The 21974-nt window shown below is 33.7% G+C and carries 13 protein-coding genes, 1 tRNA gene and 1 riboswitch; of the genes, 12 read left to right on the top strand and 2 right to left on the bottom strand.

Going from position 1 to position 21974, the window contains the following annotated elements; genetic code table 11:
• The first annotated feature begins 127 nt into the window (after positions 1–127).
• From H3T44_RS05870 to H3T44_RS05850, 5 genes are all read left to right on the top strand, one after another.
• Positions 128–2389 carry a hypothetical protein gene (locus H3T44_RS05870; RefSeq protein WP_232347526.1) on the top strand — a complete coding sequence of 754 codons (2262 nt, stop codon included), beginning with the start codon at positions 128–130 and terminating at the stop codon, positions 2387–2389.
• A gap of 352 nt (positions 2390–2741) precedes the next feature.
• A complete protein-coding gene (locus tag H3T44_RS05865; RefSeq protein WP_198196533.1) occupies positions 2742–2999 on the top strand; it encodes a hypothetical protein in 258 nt (85 codons plus the stop codon).
• Entirely contained in the window at positions 2977–3399 is a 423-nt protein-coding gene (locus H3T44_RS05860; RefSeq protein WP_233335908.1) for a hypothetical protein, read from the top strand. The genes H3T44_RS05865 and H3T44_RS05860 overlap by 23 nt, the downstream gene beginning before the upstream one ends.
• Positions 3400–3752: 353 nt before the next feature.
• Positions 3753–6821, top strand: coding sequence for a hypothetical protein (locus tag H3T44_RS05855; RefSeq protein ID WP_198196532.1), 3069 nt, complete (start codon positions 3753–3755; stop codon positions 6819–6821).
• Positions 6822–7132: 311 nt separating this feature from the next.
• Positions 7133–9877 (top strand): hypothetical protein, encoded by a 2745-nt coding sequence (locus H3T44_RS05850; RefSeq protein ID WP_199276114.1) that lies wholly within the window; start codon positions 7133–7135, stop codon positions 9875–9877.
• A 1308-nt stretch (positions 9878–11185) separates the two neighbouring features.
• Here H3T44_RS05850 and H3T44_RS05845 read toward each other — a convergent pair.
• A tRNA-Thr gene (locus H3T44_RS05845) sits at positions 11186–11260 on the bottom strand.
• 203 nt (positions 11261–11463) lie between these two features.
• Between H3T44_RS05845 and H3T44_RS05840 the strand changes: the two genes are divergently transcribed.
• The 6 genes from H3T44_RS05840 (at position 11464) to H3T44_RS05815 (ending at position 20069) form a co-directional block, all read left to right on the top strand.
• A complete protein-coding gene (locus tag H3T44_RS05840) occupies positions 11464–13122 on the top strand; it encodes a ribulokinase (protein WP_198196530.1) in 1659 nt (552 codons plus the stop codon).
• Between the two features lie 120 nt (positions 13123–13242).
• Positions 13243–13397: riboswitch (FMN riboswitch) on the top strand.
• 83 nt (positions 13398–13480) lie between these two features.
• Positions 13481–14605 carry a bifunctional diaminohydroxyphosphoribosylaminopyrimidine deaminase/5-amino-6-(5-phosphoribosylamino)uracil reductase RibD gene (gene ribD / locus H3T44_RS05835; RefSeq protein ID WP_230882825.1) on the top strand — a complete coding sequence of 375 codons (1125 nt, stop codon included), beginning with the start codon at positions 13481–13483 and terminating at the stop codon, positions 14603–14605.
• Positions 14587–15222 carry a riboflavin synthase gene (locus H3T44_RS05830; RefSeq protein WP_122123206.1) on the top strand — a complete coding sequence of 212 codons (636 nt, stop codon included), beginning with the start codon at positions 14587–14589 and terminating at the stop codon, positions 15220–15222. Before ribD ends, H3T44_RS05830 begins: the two co-directional genes overlap by 19 nt.
• A complete protein-coding gene (ribB, locus tag H3T44_RS05825) occupies positions 15204–16481 on the top strand; it encodes a 3,4-dihydroxy-2-butanone-4-phosphate synthase (RefSeq protein WP_198196529.1) in 1278 nt (425 codons plus the stop codon). Before H3T44_RS05830 ends, ribB begins: the two co-directional genes overlap by 19 nt.
• Positions 16482–16522: 41 nt before the next feature.
• Positions 16523–16999, top strand: coding sequence for a 6,7-dimethyl-8-ribityllumazine synthase (ribH, locus tag H3T44_RS05820; protein WP_198196527.1), 477 nt, complete (start codon positions 16523–16525; stop codon positions 16997–16999).
• A gap of 457 nt (positions 17000–17456) precedes the next feature.
• Entirely contained in the window at positions 17457–20069 is a 2613-nt protein-coding gene (locus H3T44_RS05815; protein ID WP_198196525.1) for an MMPL family transporter, read from the top strand.
• A 45-nt stretch (positions 20070–20114) separates the two neighbouring features.
• On the opposite strand, the gene rdgB is transcribed toward H3T44_RS05815, so the two are convergent.
• Entirely contained in the window at positions 20115–20720 is a 606-nt protein-coding gene (gene rdgB, locus H3T44_RS05810) for an RdgB/HAM1 family non-canonical purine NTP pyrophosphatase (RefSeq protein WP_198196524.1), read from the bottom strand.
• A gap of 324 nt (positions 20721–21044) precedes the next feature.
• Between rdgB and H3T44_RS05805 the strand changes: the two genes are divergently transcribed.
• Positions 21045–21947, top strand: a complete 903-nt coding sequence (locus tag H3T44_RS05805; RefSeq protein WP_198196523.1) for an aldo/keto reductase — start codon at positions 21045–21047, stop codon at positions 21945–21947.
• Positions 21948–21974 lie beyond the last annotated feature (27 nt).

Here is a 21974-nt window from a genome sequence, read left to right as displayed (position 1 = left end):
GGAGAAGGGGGATGTGGGCCCGATCGGAAAAGAGGGGGCCGCAGCTACCATACGTATAGGAACCGTGACCACCACAGATCCGGATGTCCAGGCATCCGTTCGCAATTCAGGATCAGAAAATACCGCCGTGCTCGAGTTCTCCATTCCCAAGGGAGAAAAGGGGGACAGCTATACGAATGACGGATCAACTGAACTCAACGTCAAGTCAATTCAGTCAGATGGCGGAAAGGTCGGAACAGATGGCGCGGGTAAATTATCCGCTGAAATGCTGGATTATACCATAAAAGTCCCAACTCCATCCCATCAGGATGCCTCTTTGGGTAAAGTCGTCGATAAAGTTTTAAATAATGTATCCTTTTCAACATTTACAAATATTTATCAAGAAAAAAAAGAAAATAATGATTTAGACGTTAAATGTGTTGCAATTGGATCTGATCGTGAGAAAGCAATTGATAATTGGACACCTCTTTTTGATAAAAATAGTAGAATTGATGGAAACGGGATTAAGTGTTTCGATAAAGAAACTGGTGAATGGGTCGTTCCTGAAGACGGGATTTTGGATATTAATTATGATATTTCTTTTGGTGACATATCAGGAAAAAAATATGTTCCTATAGTAGAAGCGGAAACTTTTTTTAACATTGATATGGCAATCAACAATGAGCTGAATAAAGTTAATGAAATTATAGAAGTGGTTGATCAGCAGGAAATCACTTCTTACATTAAACCTCTTAAAGAAAATTTAGACTTAGTTTCTGAAGAAACAAGAGATAATCAAATAAAGGTGGATAATAAAACAGATTTAGAATCCTTTTTTCTCAAACGTGAATATCCAATTATAGATTCAGGCAATTGGAAGACTGTCAAAATCAAGCAAGGTATCAATAAAGGTAAAATTGCCTGGTTTGATACAATTTCTAATAAGTATTTAAAAAAAGCTATTAATAATGATTACGTTTTTACAGAAGAAATTGTGGAAGCTTATGCAGGGCCAGTAATTTTGATTGATGTAGATGTGACAATATCATCCGGTACCGAAGTGTCAGGGATCAGTTTATTAACGAATGTAAATAATGAAAGACAAGAACCATATGTTTTGGTCATTGAGGAAAATGCAAAAATTTCATATTCGAATATATTTTATAGAAATGTGATATCAAGGGGTAAATCATATCATAACACGTATTCAAGTAGCATGATTGAATTGTATAATAATGCAATATCCTTAAAAGATACCTTGATAGTTGTGGGAGAAGTGAAAGCTAAATTTTGTTTAACAAGCAAAACGTGTACAAGTACAAAGGATTATTCCTCGGGAGATAATTCTTTTTGGTTTGGAACTGATGGGTATCCTATAGGATTAAAAGGTTACAATAACGCTGAATTTATTTGTCCAATTGTTCCATTATTGTCAGAAGGTAGTCCAGTATCTCATCCATCTTACTGGTCATTTGAAGATAAAAGTAAATGTTTATATAATAATGCAATGGATACAGGTGAAATAATTTCATGGGTTAAGGAACATAGTAAACAAAGATTTATTTCCAATAAAACATTGATGTATTTAGGAGACTCAACCAACAACAATTTAGTAATAGATGTTGAGGAAGTGAAAGATAGCTCTGAAAATATTGTTCTTGATAAAGAAGGATATCCTGTCTTGGTTAATGTTTATCGTGTTGATAACGGTGACGAGATATACAGAGGAAATGAACCCTTAAATTTAGTCAATTGGAATGAGATAAGATTAAAAAACGGAGCGGTCTTAGATAATATAATTATTTTTAGAACTTATCAATATGGCACGGGATTGTATCTGGAAAAAAATTGCGGAATAAAAAATTCTGAAATTTATGGATACAGTCTATATAATGATACAATGAGTCGATCAAGTAATAATTATTATATCTCTTCAGGAGATGTTTCTTATGATATAAAATCAATTTCTGAAAATGATTGTTTTTATGATATAAACGAAACGAAATTTCCAATTTCGTTATTTGATCGTGATATGATCTATTATGACAGTAACGTGAAAAAAATAACTGAGGGTAAAAGTGATAATAGCAAAATTTTTCACATTACAATAGGTGGCAGTAGAAAATCAGTAGCGGAATTAGCCTTAAGAGGTGGAAAACTAATAAATCCTTCCATTTCATTTTTCTATCAAGGTTCGATAAATGTTATTGATGAAATGATAAATTTTAAGGAGATAGTTATTGAACCAGAACCCGTTATTGTGACTAATAATATTAAAGGTCAATTGAAAAGAATTGTAAAAAAGGGGGACAGAATAAAATTGTTAGGTTATTGGTCTTCACAAATTCAGGAATTTTCATCGTTTTCTTTAGGATTAAATAAAGTTAGAACTACATTAAATTTAATATAAAATTATAAATATTTTATATTATTATGTATTGGGTGATAAAAACAATTAATAACAATTTAAAAACAAAAAGGTTAGTGAAGCATTATATGTCAATCTGAATAACTTGCACATTATCCTTGATAAAATTTCAGGTTATTTGCCAGATAAGATATTTATAATGTTAAATTGTTTTATATCAATTCTAATTCGAAATTTCTGACTGCTGATAATCTTTTTTAAATTAATAGCCAGATCCTTCGTTATTTGTTGGAGCTTTATGTCAACAAGAAATGTTAGAAGCAAGTTGAAAACTTAATTTTATTCAATAATCACCTGAATAAGGTGATTATCAAATTTTTCAAGGTTTGAGCAAATGGTTGAAACCGATCTTTTATCACAAGCATTACAATATTTCATGAATATTTTACCGGGCAATGTAACTTTCAACTTGATAGCGTTACTTACGTTAAGTGTAACGTTATGCACATTGGTTACTAGATTTTGGAAAGAGCCAGATAACAAGAATAGATCACATAAATTATGGTCATTTATCAATTTTCTGGCATCTTTTAAATTTCCTAAAAAAAACACGCAAATATCAGGAAAAAATGATGAGAAGAAAATTATATAGATCTCTTTATCATCATGAACATTGGTTTGCAGAATGGTGGAGTGCGATCTTACTTTTAAGTGCCGGTATTTATGTGCTTATAATACCGGAAAGCGAAATTCTTCATCCATTTTTTATCCAAGGCTATTTAAAAATTATATCCAACCAAGTTTGGTATAGTTTATTTATTTTTATAGGATTTGTCCAATTTGCGGCTTTATCATATGAAAGCCTGTTGGGACGGGCCATTGCAGCTTTTTTTGCATCAACCATGTTTATTTGGGAAACATTAAACAATTTTGTTTATGGATCACAATCGCATTTTTGTTTATTTGCCTGGGGAATATTTGCTTTGATTAACCTTTACGCTCTGACACGTATATTGTCAGGAGTAGAGCAGGTTTATGAATACAATTTATGAATTAATTAAATGGTGGTGGCAAAATAATGTTGAATGGATTAGATTACATGATCCATGGGTTATTCCTGTAATAGCTATATCTATTCCATTAAGTATGATTATACGGATGATATGTGTTATTATAAAAATTTTGTGTAAAAAATAAAAAATATTAATTTAATAAAATTATTTCTTAAATAAAATTAATATTGAATGCATCATTTTTAAATAATAATATATTAAATGTGTAGAGATTTTACAGTAAATATTTGAAATTATTTAATTTCTAGCATTTATTTTATGTAAAATTTTAAACATTAAAAAATAATGATATCACAAAAAATTATTTATTAATATATTACAAAGCCAAAAAAATGAATTTAAAATTTCTTTTAATGCTGGGGGTTGTATCTTCCCCTATTATAAATTTTTCTCATATTACATATGCAGAAGATTATGTGGCTAAATCTCAAATAAATGTAGCCAATGGAGTGGCTGGTTTAAACAAGAATGGAGAAATAACGGCCAATATAAATAATGATAGAATAAAAAATAATTCAATAAATAGTAATTTTATTCAGTTAAATAAAAAAAATGATCGTTTACGTTTTATTACCAACAGTCCTGATACTAATAATAATGAGATTGATATGTTTTATAATGCGGATGGTGATAATAAGGATGATTTTGGTAATCCATTAGAGGGGAATACATTTTATTTCACGAATAATAAATACGGCAATAATTACCGATTTAACGGGACAGTCAAGGCTTCATCGTTCAACAGTGAACATTTTGAACTCCCAAGACATGGTGATCGTTTGCGTTTTATTACCAACAGTCCTGATACTAATAATAATGCGATTGATATGTTTTATAATCTGGATGGTAATAATAAGGATGATTTTGGTAATCCATTAGAGGGGAATACATTTTATTTCACGAATAATAAATATGGTAATAATTACCGATTCAATGGAACCGTTAAAGCTGGTGGTATTGAGATTAATGGACATGTATTAAATAAACCCATTCCAGGGGGGATTGAACCAGTTGATCCGTATAATGATGATAGGAATAATGCCAATTTAATATTTTTGAGTCAAGCAGGGTATGATTGGGGAAATATTAAACCCAATACGTTAATGGTTGGAGGGCGTAGTCGCAATTCTGTAGTTGGAATAAAAGCTACCTGCCAAAATACCGGACAAGGAGATCAAGGTGGGTCTTGCTATCAATTTACAAATATGAGCGGTCCACAAGCATACCATCGTAGCGGTTCTGGAGTGACTGATGGTATTAATATGGATATGCGAACAATGGATAATTCTCCTATGGATTCAATAGGCGGGAATACATTGGTTAAAAATAGCGATGGTTCATATATTGTTAAAGGTAATGAATATTCGGTAATATCTAATGTTCCGGCTGGTGCAACAAAATTTGTTATCAAAGGAACCTTTGGATGTGGGTTGGGTGAAAGCAGATCACGTTGTGAATTGAGGGGTATCAATTTTGTAAACAATGCAGGGAAAATATCTAATTCTGTAAAAGTTACGCCCGGTTTTTATAACCCTTCAAACAATACGACAGAAGTAAATATTAATGATGGTTATGCTTTGAAGGATATTTTAACTCCAGATAAAAAATTAGAAATTATATATTATGCTGCTGATGGTACAGCATATGCTATTGATTTTTCTGAAGATAACAATGGTTCTCAATATGCGGCAATTTATCCATCTTTATCAGAAAAAGAAAGAAATCTTACGCACGCGCGTATGGCTGTATGGACTAATATCGCCAATGGGATGGCCAGTGTTGAAAATGGAACCAATGAAGACAGTGGTAATACAGACATGCCCGGTTATTATTATGGATATGCTGATGGGTTTAGCGATACTGTTTTAAATCAAGCCAATATTGACGCTATTCAAGCAGATAAAACAAAAACAGATGAAGAAAAAGATCTCGCCATAAGACAAAATAAAGTAACCAAGATATTTATGAGATCTTTTAGTTATCCAGGTTTAGCTGGTGACTTGGTAAAATGGAAGAATAACAAGCATCCGCTTAATGATGATCCCAATTTAAAATCTCCAGGCTTAAATGTTAATGATCAGCTGGATTATAAACTTTCCTATGCTTGTTTAACAAAAAACCAGTTAAATGATAATGAGGAACTACAAAAGAGATTGCATATTGGTAATCGACCAGATTGTTTTGATAAAGTTAATATTCCTGCAGTTGTAAGACCGGAACAAATAAATAATATAAATTATATTTATAATAGTAATTATCATCGTTATCAAAAACCCGCCCTGTTTTTAGGAATGGTTCAAAAGAATTTTAATCTTTACACTCAACAATCATTCAATAAAAGTCCTGATTCAATTACCCGTGAATTTGATAATGAATGGGATTTTCCTATGAATCAAGATCATGATGGACAAGCATCTGTGCGTGGACTTACCATGGTCTTTTCCGGAGGTGGACACCCATTGGCTCAAGGAAGCTATATGTTGCGTATGGCTGGATTCAATAATATGCCATTGGGGTTGAAAATTGATGGTATTTGGCCATATGGTGGCAAGTCTTTTGAAACTGATGCAGGTTTCTTTTTGTATAAATGGACTATGTTAGGAGCATCTCCCTATCTGCAAAATATTAATGATGTTATGAGCATATCTGGTTTGGGACAAATAAAAACCAATCAGGCTTCATACCAACTTATGACATTTATGTCTAATGATGGTAATGTAGATAACAAGCGAAATAATTCATTGCATTTGGGTTTAACGAAGCAAAATTCTACTGATCCCCTTCAGAACCTAGCCTGGAATCAATCACCAACTTGTAACGAGAATAAAGAATGTGCTGTTTTAGGTCAGATATTTTTTGATCCGTTGGGTTATATAGGTGGTATTGGATTAGGTTCTGGTCATGGAGATAAAGCTAAATTAGGATTGGTTGTAGACAAGGATGCTAATGTTTTTATAAATAAAAATTTATCGGTAACTGGTCAATCTAATAACAATAGTATTAATACTAATTTTCTTCAGCTTAATAATAAAAACAATATTTTACGTTTCGTAACTAATAGTCCTGATACGAATAATAACATGATTGATATGTTTTATAATCGTGATGTTGGTAATAGAGATGACTTGGGCAATCTATTAGATGCCAATACATTTTATTTCACGAATAATAGATATGGTAATAATTATAGATTTAATGGCACTGTTAAGGCAAATAGTATGGAAAGTGATCAATTTACTGCAAAGGGCTCCATTTCATCACGAAAGTTTATTGGTGTATTGTCCACGCCATCTTCATCATCAGCTCCATGTGCATCAGGAGAGTTTGCAGATGATGCAAATTATCACTATGTATGCGTTGCGCCAAACAAATGGAAACGTGTTGCATTATCTAATTTTTAAATAATTATATTAAACAGTTGAATAATAAATATTTATAAAAGTCTATCTTAATGATAGGCTTTTATAATCAAAAATACATGATATTAAAAAATTATATAAAAATCAATCTTTATAATAATAAAGAAGTTATATTAAAAATAAATCGCGATTAATTCTCTTGATATTAATTTTATACTATAATTATCAATTTTATAATTTTCATTAATAAAATACTTAATCTAAAAATTCTTAAAATTACGGATCTATAGAAAGTAAAATTTCGTATTGATAATTTAAAAAACCTATTTAGAAATATTCAAAAAGTAAAAAATATGAATTTTAAAACGATATTCACATTGGGGATATTATCATATCCCTTGATAAATTTATGTAACCTTAGTTATGCGGAAGATTATGTGACTAGGTCACAAATAAATGCAGCTAATGGAGTGGCGGGATTAAACAGTAATAAAGAAGTAACAGCTAATATTAATAGCCAAATGATATATACACCATTTATGTTATTGCCAAATACGGGTTCAATTCGTTTTAATACAGGAGATAGTAATCCAGATAATACAGATATTAATTTTTATTACAACAGATATTCGAATATTGACCCATGGGGTAACCATCTAAAGGAAAATACATTTTATTTTACAGATCATCATGGTGGTAATAATTATAAATTTGTAGGCAATGTAGAGGCCACAGGGCTGATTTCGGCCTCTTCAATATTAGTTAATGGTAAATCTGTACAAAATGCTGTAGATAAAGTCAATAAAGCGCTTTATGCCACTTATTTGCCTAAGACACCTTATAATAATGGTAATAATGCACCTTTGGTTGTTGTTGATGATGGATATTCAGGTTTCGATAATGTAAATATTGCTAGAAATACATTAATGCTTGGTGGACAATCACTGGATTCTAAGGTTGGTTTAAAAGCTAGTTGTCAAAATATTTCAGGAGGAGATCTGGGAGGGTCCTGTTATCAATTTACGGATATGTCTGGACCACAAGGGTGGCATCGTTCAGGTGCAGGATTGACTGATGGTGTCAATGTGGATATTCGTACTTCTAATAATTCTCCTATTGATGTCATAGGTGGTAATAAATTAGTAAAAGAGGGTGATGGTAATCATGATTATGCTGTACAAGGAAATGATTACACAATAGTATCTGATGTAACAGCAGGAAGCACAAAATTCGTTATTCACGGAATTTTCGGATGTGGTGTCGCAATAACTGATGTCAGTGGTTGTAAAATGACAGGGACTGAATTTTTAAATGATAAGGGTGAAACTGTATCATCTGTTAAAGTATTGCCTGGTCCATATGATTCTGAAAAAAATACTATACCAGTTGAACTTGCTAGAGGTTATAAATTAAAAAAATCTATAAAGGCTTTAAGTCAAGTGAGGATAACAATTTACTCTGCTGATGGGAGAGCTTATGCTATAAAACCATATAAAAATGGAACTGAAATTTATCCAGCGCTTTCCCAACAGGAAATGAATATGATTTCTATGAGAATGGCTCTTTGGACGAATATTGCGAATGGTATGTCTGTCATAGAAGATAAAAAATCAATTAATGATGCTATAGATATGCCAAATTACTATTATGGATATTATTCCGGATCTGTTGGATCTCCAAAAGGGAATATAAGTGAAGATAAAAAACATACCTATACTCAGTTAAATGTTGAAACTTATTATTACCCAGGTGCTGGAGGTAAGGGATTGTGGAAAAACTTAAAAATGTTTTCAAACATTTATGAAGGATCAGATGGTGTTCCTGGAAGTAATAAGGGAGATCAATTGGATTATAAAATAAGCTATACAGATCCAAGAACATTGAAAATGAAACATAATTCCAATTTTCATCATTATAGTCAGCCAGCTTTATTTTTAGGGCTGAGTAACAAGAACTTTAATACGTATATGTTACAAACTAATGATGCTTCTAAGACTGATTCAATTACACGAACTTATGATAATCAATGGGATTTTTGGATGTATTCAGATCATGATTATTCAATAAATAGTCATGGATTAACAATGTCATGGGGAGGCAGTAATCATCGTTTGACTGCTGGTAGTTATATGATGTGGTTAGCTGGATTCAGTAAAATGCCCATAGGGTTAAGGATTGATGGTGAATGGGAAGATGGTGGAATACCGATTGATACAGATGGTGGGTTTAGAGTATATAAATGGGTATGGCCTTCTAAAGCTTTGAATGCAATTAATGGTGAGCAGGTTATGATAGCGTTGGGACAGGCAAAAACTAGTAGTTCTTCTTATCAATTATTTTCCTTTATGTCTAATGATGGACCCGCTAATAATTCATTACATCTAGGAATGACAAAATCTAATAATGGATTACAATCTAATTATTCACCCACATGTAATCAAAATGGAAAATGTTCAGTATTAGGACAAGTTATTTATGATCCATTGGGTTATATAGGTGGTATTGCTCTTGGATCCGGACATGGAGATAAGACGAAATTAGGCTTAATTGTAGATAAGAATAGTAATGTGATTGTAAATAATGAACTTACAGTTCATGGTAAATCTGTCAACAATATTGTGGATAATGCAATATTAAAGTCACAAGTAAATGTAAATAATGGGGTTGCCGGTTTAAATGGTAACAAAGAAATAACGGCACATATCCGTAGTCCATTTATAGATGTATCATATCTTCAAACGCCTTTTATGATTTTACCTGCGACAGGTTCAATTCGTTTTAATACAGGAGATAGTAATCCAGATAATAGAGATATTAATTTTTATTATAACAGATATGCGAATATTGACCCATGGGGTAACCATCTAGAGAAAAATACATTTTATTTTACAGATCATCATGGTGGTAATAACTATAAATTTGTGGGCAATGTTATTACAACTGGAAATATTACCGCAAATAACTTGCATGTTATGCTTTCAACACCATCTTCATCATCCGCCCCTTGTAAAGCGGGAGATATAAAAGATGATTCAAACTATCATTATGTTTGTGTAGAATCGAATAAATGGAAACGTGTCGCTTTGTCAGATTTTTAGACAATCAATTAATTATGATTTTATTTTATAAAATCATACATTAAATTTTTATAATAATTTTATGCCCACCTTAATGGTGGGCTTTTTTTATTTTTAAAGGTAAATTTTTATATTAAAAACAACGGGGGTATTTGTTTAAATCACCTTAAATATTGTGTTATCATGTCAATTTTAAATTATTTTGGTCTTTGGAAATAACGCACTGATAATCATTAGGTTACGAGTAATTGTTTGGTTGAAGGATATTCAGGTAATTTTACTTATTTAAAACAAATGGGTAATGGACCAGCATTAAGTATTTGTCAGATGGAAGCAGCAACTTATTATGACATTTGCAATATTTTTTTAAACAATACTAAACGCCAATCTTTAATATATGTATTAATATACATTGCAAAAAATTTTAATTTAGATAGTTAGGGATTACCGAAACCTGATATATTAATAGGTAATCATTTTTTGTTGTGGCAATATGTCGTATTTTATATTTGAATTAAGGAATTACTGTTGCAATGGCTCAGTATCATAAAAAATACTATAGTATCAATTTAGGTAAAGTAATTTGAAGAATTATGATCATTTTCAATAAGCCATAAACTGTTAAAATAGATCAAAAATAATCTATGAATATAAAACATAAAATATGTAATATTAATTAAATAATATAAAAGAAATTATTAGATTAATAATTTAAAAATAATTATTTTATGTATGATTTTTATAGATTTTTTTATATAAAATGTATATAATCAATAAGGTAAGGTAAAAAAAGAATTACCTCCTTTATTATTGACACAACATCTAACTAAAAATTTCAAAAGGTTTTAAATAATTTTTATTTAGAAATAAAGGCCTTTTTTACCTTACCTAAATCAATCTAGCAAAATTAATTGTGAATATCAATACTAATAGTCAATAATTTATATATCGTTATATTTATTACTTAATAATAATTAATTTTTATGACAATAATAAAGAATAAATATATATTTATTTGAATAAATAATAATTCTAATTCATGTTAAATGAAATTATAATTTTTTGATAGAATATTGTCTTGAACAATGGATAAAATGTTCACAAAACATGTAAATATAACTGTAAATTATGATTAATCAATTATACAATGCTTATTGATTATTATTAAATTTGGTAGCGAATAAAAGATATACAAAATTATTGGCTGTTTATATTGATCAATAATTTTTTACACGTTGAAATAATAACTTATTTCTATAATAAATTGTTAGGTGAATTATAATTGATCACACTATATTAAAATTCCACATATCGATTTTGTTATGTTTGTGGTGCCGGATGAGGGATTTGAACCCCCGACCTTCGGTTTACAAAACCGCTGCACTACCACTGTGCTAATCCGGCAATATACAATCAACACGTGCAGTTCTATGCCTGATTTTAGATTTAATTTCAAGAAAAAAATACAAAAAAGTTAATATTTTTAATTTTTATAATAAAAATCAATTTTTTTTGATTGCTTGAAATTAAATTGATAATCATGAAGTGAAGGGGGATTATATGAAAACAGTTTTGTTTTCCAATTATTTTCCATGGATATACAATATATGCCTCATAAAATTGCAATAGGTCTTGATTTTGGTAGCGATTCCGTTCGCGCTCTGGCTGTAGATTGTCAAAATGGTGAAGAGCTTGCAGCAAGTATCACATATTATCCACGCTGGAAAAAGGGGTTGTTCTGTAATCCTATTCTAAATCGATTTCGGCAACATCCTCTGGATTTTATGGAATCATTAACAGAGGTTGTTTGCTCAGTCGTAAAACAATTGGGTGGTGTCGCTAAAAATATTGTTGCTATTGGAGTTGATGCGACAGGATCCAGTCCTGCACCTTTGGATAGGCATGGTCAAATTCTTGCGTTACGGCCTGATTTTTCAGAAAATCCAAATGCAATGTTTATTTTATGGAAAGATCATACCGCTATTGAAGAGGCGGAAGAAATTAATCGATTATGTCAAAAACCAGCATATTCTGTTTTTTTAAAAGGATGTGGGGGAGTTTATTCATCAGAATGGTTTTGGTCAAAAATTTTGCACAGTTTCAGAAATGACGAGGCTGTTAAAAAAGCCACAGTATCTTGGGTTGAATGTTCAGATTGGATTCCCGCGTTGCTGACAGGCACAACCTTACCCCATATAATTAAAAGAAACAGATGTGCGGCTGGTCATAAATGCCTTTGGAATGAACAATGGGGCGGTTTACCTTCCTATGAGTTTTTTAAAGACCTAGATCCTGTACTGGTTGAAGAATTACCCTATCCGTTATTTAAAGAGACTTATACTGCTGATATGGCTGTTGGCAAGTTAACAAAGGAGTGGGCGGAAAAACTTGGTTTAAACGAAAATGTGACGGTTTCAGGCGGGGCAATTGATTCCCATGTCGGTGCAATAGGTGCGGGTGTTAAACCCTATAATCTGGTAAAGGTCATAGGAACTTCAACTTGTGATATGTTAACGGCTGAAAATGAGCAAGTAAAAGGTAGGTTTATCAAGGGGATATGCGGACAGGTTAATGGTAGTATTGTCCCGGGATATATCGGTTTCGAGGCGGGACAATCCGCTTTTGGTGATATTTTTGCGTGGTTTCAACGTTTTTTAGGCTGGCCCTTGCAATTCTATGCACGTAATAATTTTACACATTTGCAAGAATTTTATGAAATTGAGCATGATTTGCTAAATAATCTAGCTGAAGAATGGTATAAAAATAAGAATCTAGAATATTTACCGATTGCAGTTGACTGGTTTAATGGGCGTCGAACACCTTATGCCAATCAGCGTTTAAAAGGAACAATTACAGGATTAACATTGGCCACTGATGCAGTTGCGGTTTTTGGAAGCTTGATAGTTTCTACTGCTTGTGGTGCAAGGGCTATTATGGAATGTTTTGTAGAACAGGATATACCTATTAACACAATTATTGCAATTGGCGGAATTGCTAAAAAATCATCAATCATAATGCAGACATGTGCCGATATTATGAAACGTGAAATAAAAGTGTCAGACTCTGAACAGTGTTGCGCTTTGGGGGGCGCCATTTTAGGGGCCGTAGCTGCAAAGGTGTATTCTTCAGTTTTGGAAGCTCAGCACCATATGTCCAGTCCTATATCCAAGATCTATAAACCTGATTTGCATTTATCTGAACAATACGAACGGATATACGGTCAGTATCAACAATGGGCTAGGGTTTCGGAAAGACAATATGTTTAAAATTAAGTATCAAAAAATATTTATCATTGAGGAAATGGGTGTTTATCCTGAAAAAACTTGATTACATGAATGAAAATGCTTATCTTAATGATGTCCAGTAAATGGATGATAATTAAATAACGACGTTCTTGGGGCGAGGTGTAATTCCTCACCGACGGTAAGAGAATATCTTGTTCTTAAGCCCGTGAGCGCCTGTATTGTAATAATGCAGGGTCAAGCAGATTTTGGTGCGATTCCAAAGCCGACGGTTACAGTCCGGATGAGAAAGAACGATATAATTTACCTTTTACGTTTCGTTAATAACGTGAAGAAGGTATGTTATGGAGTGCCCGCGTGCGTCTAGAGATAGGAACTAGAAATGCAAGCACGCTTAGGTTCGGTTTCACAGGCTGAACAATTAAAAATGAATGAGGGAATTGATTTACCCGAAGCAATCTCTAATGCTTTTTCATATGCTATACGCGAAGCTTTACTTTATGTTGGGCAGACAGCGCCTAATCCTCCTGTTGGATGTGTAATTTTAGATCAACAGGGTAAAATCCTTGCTACTGCAGCCCATCATGAGGCAGGTAAGCTACATGCCGAGGCGTTGGCATTGCGGCAATGTCGTGTTGCAGGTGTTTGGAATAAAATTCATGATGTTATAGTAACGTTAGAACCCTGCAATCATATAGGGCGTACGCCACCTTGTTCTGAATCATTATTGCGAACTCCGGCCCGTCGTATATGGGTGGGAGTTGCTGATCCCAATCCTAATGTTTGTGGTGCTGGTAATGAACGGTTAAGACAAGGCGGCAAAGAAGTTTTTTTGTTAAGAGATCTTTGCGGTAAAAAATCTCTTTACTGGCAAAAAAAATGTGAGGATCTTATTGCTCCGTTTATTCAATCTGTGACAAGAGGGAAAGCCTGGATAACGGTTAAACAAGCTCTTGATGTTGCAGGCTCCATGATCCCACCAATAGGGAAAAAGACATTCACCTCTTTTACATCCCTATGTCAGGCTCATCAATTGCGGCGTGGAACTGAGGCGATTATAACAGGTGTGAATACAATTAAAGAGGATAATCCCTCTTTCACCGTGCGCTATGTCCCTGATCACCCGGATCGAAAACGCTTGTTGATTATTTGCACTAAACAGCAAAAGCCTCTAGAGGAAATTGTCCCTGTAAATTATATCAAAAATGCTGAAAAAAATAATTTTTCTCTTGTTACATGTTCAAAAATTGATGATCTACCATATTTATTACATAATCATAATATATTGTGGGGAATGGTTGAAGGAGGGCCACAGTTATTGCAAGTCATTCGTCAAAAGAAACTTTGGGATGAATGGCTTATATTTCGAAAACAAAATAAAGGGGATGATCAGTTAAAGTTAATTTCTAACCACCTTGCTTCACCTACGCGATTACTTTTATCCCATTTCAATTTTGTTGACTTTTCGAAAAGAAAGGAGGGCACATTATGTTCTCTGGTATCATAGAGTTTCTTGGTGTTGTTTCAGCTGTTAAATATGAAAAGCAGGATTTAAAAATTCAAGCTATGGAAATTAAGATTAAAACTGGTATACCAGATTTGATTCTTGGTGAAAGTGTTGCCGTAAATGGTGTATGTTTGACGGTGACAAAACTAGGTACGAATGATGAAGCTTCCTTTTTTATCAGTTCAGAAACTTTAGATCGTACGAATCTATATGTTTTAATTGAAAATATGAAAGTAAATCTGGAACGGGCCGTAACACCTTCCACCCGGCTTTCTGGTCACATTGTTCAGGGGCATGTAGATGCAACTGGCCGTATTTTCAAAATTGAACAGAAAGGTGAGGCACATCAATTATTTGTCGCTTTACCTTCTTCATTACGTAAGTATGTTGTGGAAAAAGGTTCAATAGCCATAGATGGTGTCAGTTTAACTATTAACGGGATAAAAGAAATAGCCGAAGAAAATCACGGAATAAATGAGTTCCTGATTGATTTGATGATTATTCCGCATACTTGGAACCATACACGGCTCGGTTTGTTAAAGGTTGATGACATTGTCAATATTGAGGTTGATATCATTTCAAAATACGTGGAAAATCTATGTCAAGTTCAAAAGTGAATCAAACTTTAAGTGCGGAATTGAAACGTGCTGTTTCTGCCTTGCAAAATGGGCAGATGATTTTGTTGGTTGATGATGAGGGACGTGAAAACGAAGGTGACCTAGTTGCTGCCGGGCAATTTGTTACGCCTGAGATCGTTAATTTTATGATTACGAATGCCAAAGGTTTACTTTGTATGCCTTTACAACGTGAGCTGGCGCAGAAACTTCGTTTACCGTTAATGGTTCAACATAATACCTCACCACATGAGACAGCTTTTACAGTCTCTATAGAAGCAAAAGAGGGCATTACAACAGGTATTTCTGCTTCGGATCGTGCAAAAACCTTTGAAGTGGTTGCAAGGGATGACGTCACTGCGCAGGATATTATTTGTCCCGGTCATGTTTTCCCCTTAATTGCCGATCCTAATGGTGTTTTATCCAGAAATGGACATACGGAAGGCTCAATTGATCTATTAAAAATCGCTGGATTGAAGCCTATTGCCGCAATTTGTGAGATTGTAAAAGATGATGGATCAATGGCAAGAATGCCGGAGCTTCGTCAGTTTGCTGAAAAATATGGTATTCCAATCGTTACAATTGCTGAAATTATACGTTGGCGTGAACTGTATGACGCGAAAAAATTGGATTCCGTATCTTCATTGGTGAAAGCGGGAACAAGAGCCCATTTACCCAATTGTTATGGTGGAGAGGATTTTAAGGTTCAGGCATTCGTAGACTTGAAGGGTAACGAACATCTGGCCGTTATGAAAGGAGACTTTCCATTTTATCAAACCAATGAACAAATTCCCTTGGTTCGTCTGCATTCAGAATGTTTGACAGGGGATGTGTTTGGTTCTTTGCGATGTGATTGCGGTCCCCAATTACATCAGGCCTTGAAAATGATTGGTGAATCCGAATGTGGTGTTCTGTTATATTTATGCGGTCATGAAGGCCGTGGAATAGGGCTTTTTAATAAGATTGAGGCTTACGCATTACAGGAAAAAGGGTTTGATACGGTCGAAGCGAATCATCAATTGGGTTTTTTGACTGATATGCGTGACTGGAAAGTTGCTGGTGCCATCTTAAGAAAACTTGGTATCAAATCTTTAAATTTAATGACGAATAACAAGAGCAAGGTTGAAATGATAAAAAAACAGGGTTTTGAAATTCGTCATCGTGTTTCATTGGAAATTGATGCTAATCCTTTTAACAGTCAGTATTTAAAAACAAAACGAGATCGTATGGGGCATCTTTTAACCCATTTATCTGAAATATAAATTTCAGTTAGAGTTTATAACTAGTGAATAAAGGTTTTTACATGATAAAACAAGCTCCTCAATCAATACAGAATTTTTCATTTTCCAAGCCACCACGGATTGCAATAGTTGTTAGCCGGTTTAATCAAACAGTAACGAATGGATTGTGTCGAGGAGCACAGGAATGGTTGTCTGAACATCAAATTCTTTTTTATCAAGAAGATTTATATTATGCACCTGGAGCTTTTGAATTGCCTTTAATCGCACAAAAACTGGCCAAGTCAGGTAAATATGATGGTGTAGTATGTTTGGGGTGTGTCATTAAGGGAGATACAGCGCATTTTGAATTTATCAGTCTGGGTGCAACTATCGGATTGATGCAGGCCAGTTTGCATACAGAAGTTCCTATCAGTTTTGGTGTTTTAACCACTTATACTTCGGAACAGGCACAAATCCGTTCTGAAGAAAATCAGGAGAATAAGGGTCGCGAGGCTGTGGCAGCCTGTATTGAAAGCTTGGCTTTATTGCAAAAAATTTAATTTTTTCAATCATTTAATTTTTTCTTGGTAATTGGCTTGATATAATTATCGAGAAAGAAAAAAGCTGCATTTTTTATATATCAATTGAGAATAATTATTAATTGCATAACATTGATTATATCTTGAATGAATTTTTATTATTTTTGGGATTTAAATATATAAAAAAAAGGAGTAGTTATGTTTTTCAGTTTTAAAAAAATAAACTGCCAGAAGAATTCGTCATATGGAAGAGTTAATAATTTAAAATTCAGAATATTGAAATCGAACCATAATGAAAATTTCTGAATTGTTATTCCTTTTTTATAAGTTGTTACAAAATTGATTTATATAATGGATGTTGAATGCTTTTAGATGAAAGCTATTTTCTTCTATTGTATCAATTAAAAGATATAACATATTTATAAATCTATAGAGTCTTGAATTCTTCTGTATTGTACGAAAAGGATGTGTTGCCGGAATGGTTTCTGCATTGATTAGACGGATTGTTGAATTTTGCTCACGTCATGCATGGCTTGTTTTTATAGTTTATCTGTTGCTGGCAATTGTATCTATTTTTGTAACAAGTAAGAAACTGGATATAACTACTGATACTACCAAGATGTTTTCCACGAAAATGCCTTGGAAGCAGCGATCGGACTGGATGGGAAAGAATTTCCCAAATCGAGAGGGAATTTTAGTTGCGATTATTGAGGCCAAAATTCCGGAAGAAAGGGAATTAAGTGCAGAAATCCTTGTTAATCAGTTAAATCAGGATAAAAAACATTTTTATTTTGCTAGTTCACCAGAAAATAATCCTTTTCTTGTTAAAAACGGATTGATGTTCCTTGATCCTCCAGTGTTGGATCAAACATTGAATACAATAATTCGTGCACAACCTTTTTTGAGTAGTCTTGCCGCGGATACTTCTGCACGAGGATTATTTGATACGTTGGGTATGGTTGTAGAAGGTATTAAGGAAAATCAGGTTGATCTGGAACAGTATAAAAATGAATTAAATGGATTTGCTAAAACATTAGAGAAAGCATCACAAAGAGATTTTGAACCTTTTTCATGGGAGAAAAGTCTTTCTGGAGAACTTTCAAGTTTGGCTGGTCGATATCAAATCGTAGTGGCAAAACCAAAAATGGATTTAACCTCCTTGCAACCTTCAGGGGAGGCTGTTGCGTCATTAAAAAAAGCAATTTCTTCCATATCATATGTTCAAAGAGGAGATGTGAAGATTCATATTACAGGAGATGCAAAAATCAATGATGAGGAATTTTCCACGGTCATGGATGGCATGGTTCTCGGTCTTTTTGCCTCTTTTGTATTGGTTGCGGGCTGGTTATTCCTTGCAGTAAAAACCTGGCGTATTATTTTACCCATACTATATGTGTTATTGATCGGTTTGATTCTTACAACAGGTTTTGCTTCAATTGCGGTGGGCACGTTAAACCTTATATCCGTTTCTTTCGCAATTTTGTTTGTCAGTATTGCTGTTGATTTCGCAATCCAGTTTTCTGTTCGTTTCAGGGGGCAAGATATTCAAGCGGATGACAATACCAATAAAAGGCAATCAACTTTATTGGCATTGTCTAAAACAGGATATGATACAGGTCATCAGATATTTACAGCTTCTGTTGCGGCAGCAGCAGGTTTTTTGGCGTTTACTCCGACAAATTTTGTTGGGGTTAAGCAGCTTGGCTTAATTGCTGGCACGGGTATGATTATTGCCTTGATCTGCACGTTAACACTTTTGCCAGCCATGTTAACAATTTTACAGCCAAAAATAGTTCAAGCTATGGCTGGTTTTCCCAGATTGAAAAGTTTGGATAATAAATTTCGACATTATCGTTGGTATATCCTTGCTGTTTATGCAGTGATTGCTGTTATCGGCATTTTCTTTCTGGTTGATCAAAAGGTCAGCTTTGATGCAGACCCATTTCATACCAAGGATACCCATTCTGAAGGGATGAAGGCTTTACAGCTATTGATGAATGATCCGAATACTAATCCTTATACAGCAGATGTAATGGCTAAATCTCCTGAAGAGGCAAAAAAACTCGTAGATCAGATTGGTCAGCTTTCTTCAGTGCAAAATGTTATTTGGCTTGGATCTTTTGTTCCGGAGGATCAAAAAATTAAAATTCCAATGATCAGGGATGCAGCGTCGGTCTTGTTAAACACTTTGTCAAACACATCAATCAAATCTAGACCATCAGCATTGGAATTACGTCAGTCTATGCAAAAAATGTTGGATAAACTCAATTCGGTGCAAAATATACTGACGTCTGATAGTCCATTGGAAAGAATACGTCTTGCATTGCAAAAAATTGTCAATATGTCTGATAATGACCTCATGAAAATCAATGATGATCTGGTTCGTTTTCTTGGTTTTCAATTGCACCATCTGGAAATTATGTTAACGCCATCAGCCGTTTCTTTAACTGATGTTCCCAAAAAGTTGGCAAATGAATATCGAACAAAAGATGGATTATACAGGATAGAGATTTATCCAAAAGGCACAAATCTTGATAATGAACAAATTGCAACGTTTGTTAAACAAATTCGTTCCGTTGCTCCTGAAGCGGCCGGAACTTCCGTTGATATCATAGAAAGTGCAAATACAGTGGTTCATGCTTTTATTATTGCGGCGGTTATGGCGATAATAACTTTGGCCATCATTATATTTATCGCATTACGTCGAATATTGGATATGTGTCTTGTATTAATGCCTTTGATATTGTCAGGACTTATGACAATTATTGTGATTGTCTTAATCGATCAGCCTTTGAATTTTGCCAATATCATTACATTACCGCTTTTACTTGGAGTTGGTGTATCCTTTAATATCTATTTTGTAATGAATTGGCGTGAAGGACTATCGAATCCCTTATCATCGCCAACTGCTAGAGCGGTTCTATTTTCAGCTTTAACAACTGGAACGGCTTTTGGATCTTTGGCAGCTTCAGCCCATCCTGGAACAGCGAGTATGGGGTTATTACTATTGATATCCCTAGGATGTACATTGGTGGCGACATTAATATTTGTTCCTGCGTTATTACCCAAACGGGATATCGATAGGGAATAAATCTATTGGGATGTTTCATTCCAATAGATTATATAGAGGTAAGGGTTAGAAACAGGCCTGAATGAATTTTTGAAAAGCTAGAGCACGGTGACTAATTGAATTTTTTTTCGAATCAGACATTTCTGCAAAAGTTAACAAGTTATTTAATGGTTGAAAAACGGGATCATATCCATGACCGTATTGTCCACGGGGAGGCCAAATAAAATTACCGTCAACTTTTCCTTCAAATTCATATGTTTTACCGTTTGGATATGCAAGGGATAGCACACAGATAAAATAAGCCGATTTATCAGGAATGGACTGTAATTTATCATGTATTTTTTGCATGGCCATAGAATAATTCTTATGGGGTCCCGCCCAACGAGCAGAATATAAACCAGGATCCCCATTCAATCCATTAAGGCAAAAACCGGAATCATCTGCCAAAGCAATCATGTTTGAGACATAACTGGCTTGTAAAGCTTTCAAACGGGCATTTTCATGAAAGGTTGTCCCTGTTTCTTCAGGTTCTGTCAGGTTAAGTTCACCTGCCGAATGAATTCTTAATGAAAAATTGGAAAGTAATTGATGAATTTCCTTTACCTTATTTGGATTATGGGTGGCGAGAACAAGTTCTGTATCACGAATAATTTTAGGTGGAAGCGAAAACATTTAAATTCTTTCATCATTCAAAAATTAAATATGTTTAAATGAGAATTACCTCTGATTAAATTATAATGCCATAATAATTTGTTTAAAATTAGAATAAATATAAGGTTATGATTTTAATGTACAATAAAATAATATTTCTAGATTTATTTGCGGCAATTATTTTTAATATGATCTAATAAAATTTCATACTGAATAAATAAAATTCATTATTAAAAATATTACTTTATATCATTCTGATAGATAATTTATTTTTCTAAAGTGGTATTTATTTTATAAATCATTTATTTTTAATAATTAATGAATGATCTATGATAGGAAAAAAGAATGCAGTCAATTGATGCGGCTTTAGCGGGTAATTTTCAATTTGATCACCAAATCAAGATCAATCGAATGGGATTTGGTGCGATGCGTATTGTTGGTAAAGGTGTATGGGGGGAACCTGAAAATCGTAAGGAAGTTATTGCAACTTTATATCGTACGCTAGAATTGGGGATTAATTTTATCGACACGGCAGATAGCTATGGTCCTTTTATCAGCGAAGAATTAATTTGCGAAGCACTTTATCCTTATCCGAAAAATGTATTGATTGGCACAAAAGGGGGGCACACCCGGCATGGGCCGGATATTTGGCGACCCATTGGCAGTCCAGATTATTTACGTCAATGTGTTTTAATGAGTATGCGTCGTCTAAAACTGGATCAAATCCGTTTATGGCAATTGCATCGTGTGGGGGAAGATACTTTTCCGGAATTACAGTTTGAAGCTATCGCCAAAATGCAGCAGGAGGGATTAATCGGTCATGTCGGGTTATCTGCCGTATCTGTAGGGATGATTAAACGTGCGTCAAAATTTTTCAAGGTTGCTTCCGTTCAGAACAAATATAATCTGGTTAATCGGGAATCAGAAGCCGTTGTTGATTTTTGTGATGAAAATAATATCGCTTTCATACCTTATGCACCTTTGGAACAGGGTGTGAAATTCACTGGTCCTGTTCTTGAAGAAATTATGAACAAAAAACACGCCTCAGCCCGTCAGATAGCGTTGGCCTGGCTATTAAAACGTTCAAAAATCATTGTTCCCATTCCCGGTACGGGTTCCGTTCAACATTTAGAGGAAAATACAGCAGCGGTGAATGTTAATTTGACGGATGATGAATGGACAAAACTTGATTTGGAGGGGAAAAAGATTTGGGATAAACAAAAAAAATCTGCAAAATTATATTTGTAAACTGAATAAAAGATCGACATATTCTTG

Source organism: Commensalibacter sp. M0355 (assembly GCF_016101365.1).
Lineage (GTDB): Bacteria > Pseudomonadota > Alphaproteobacteria > Acetobacterales > Acetobacteraceae > Commensalibacter > Commensalibacter melissae.
This window is presented reverse-complemented; position numbering and strand designations above follow the sequence as displayed.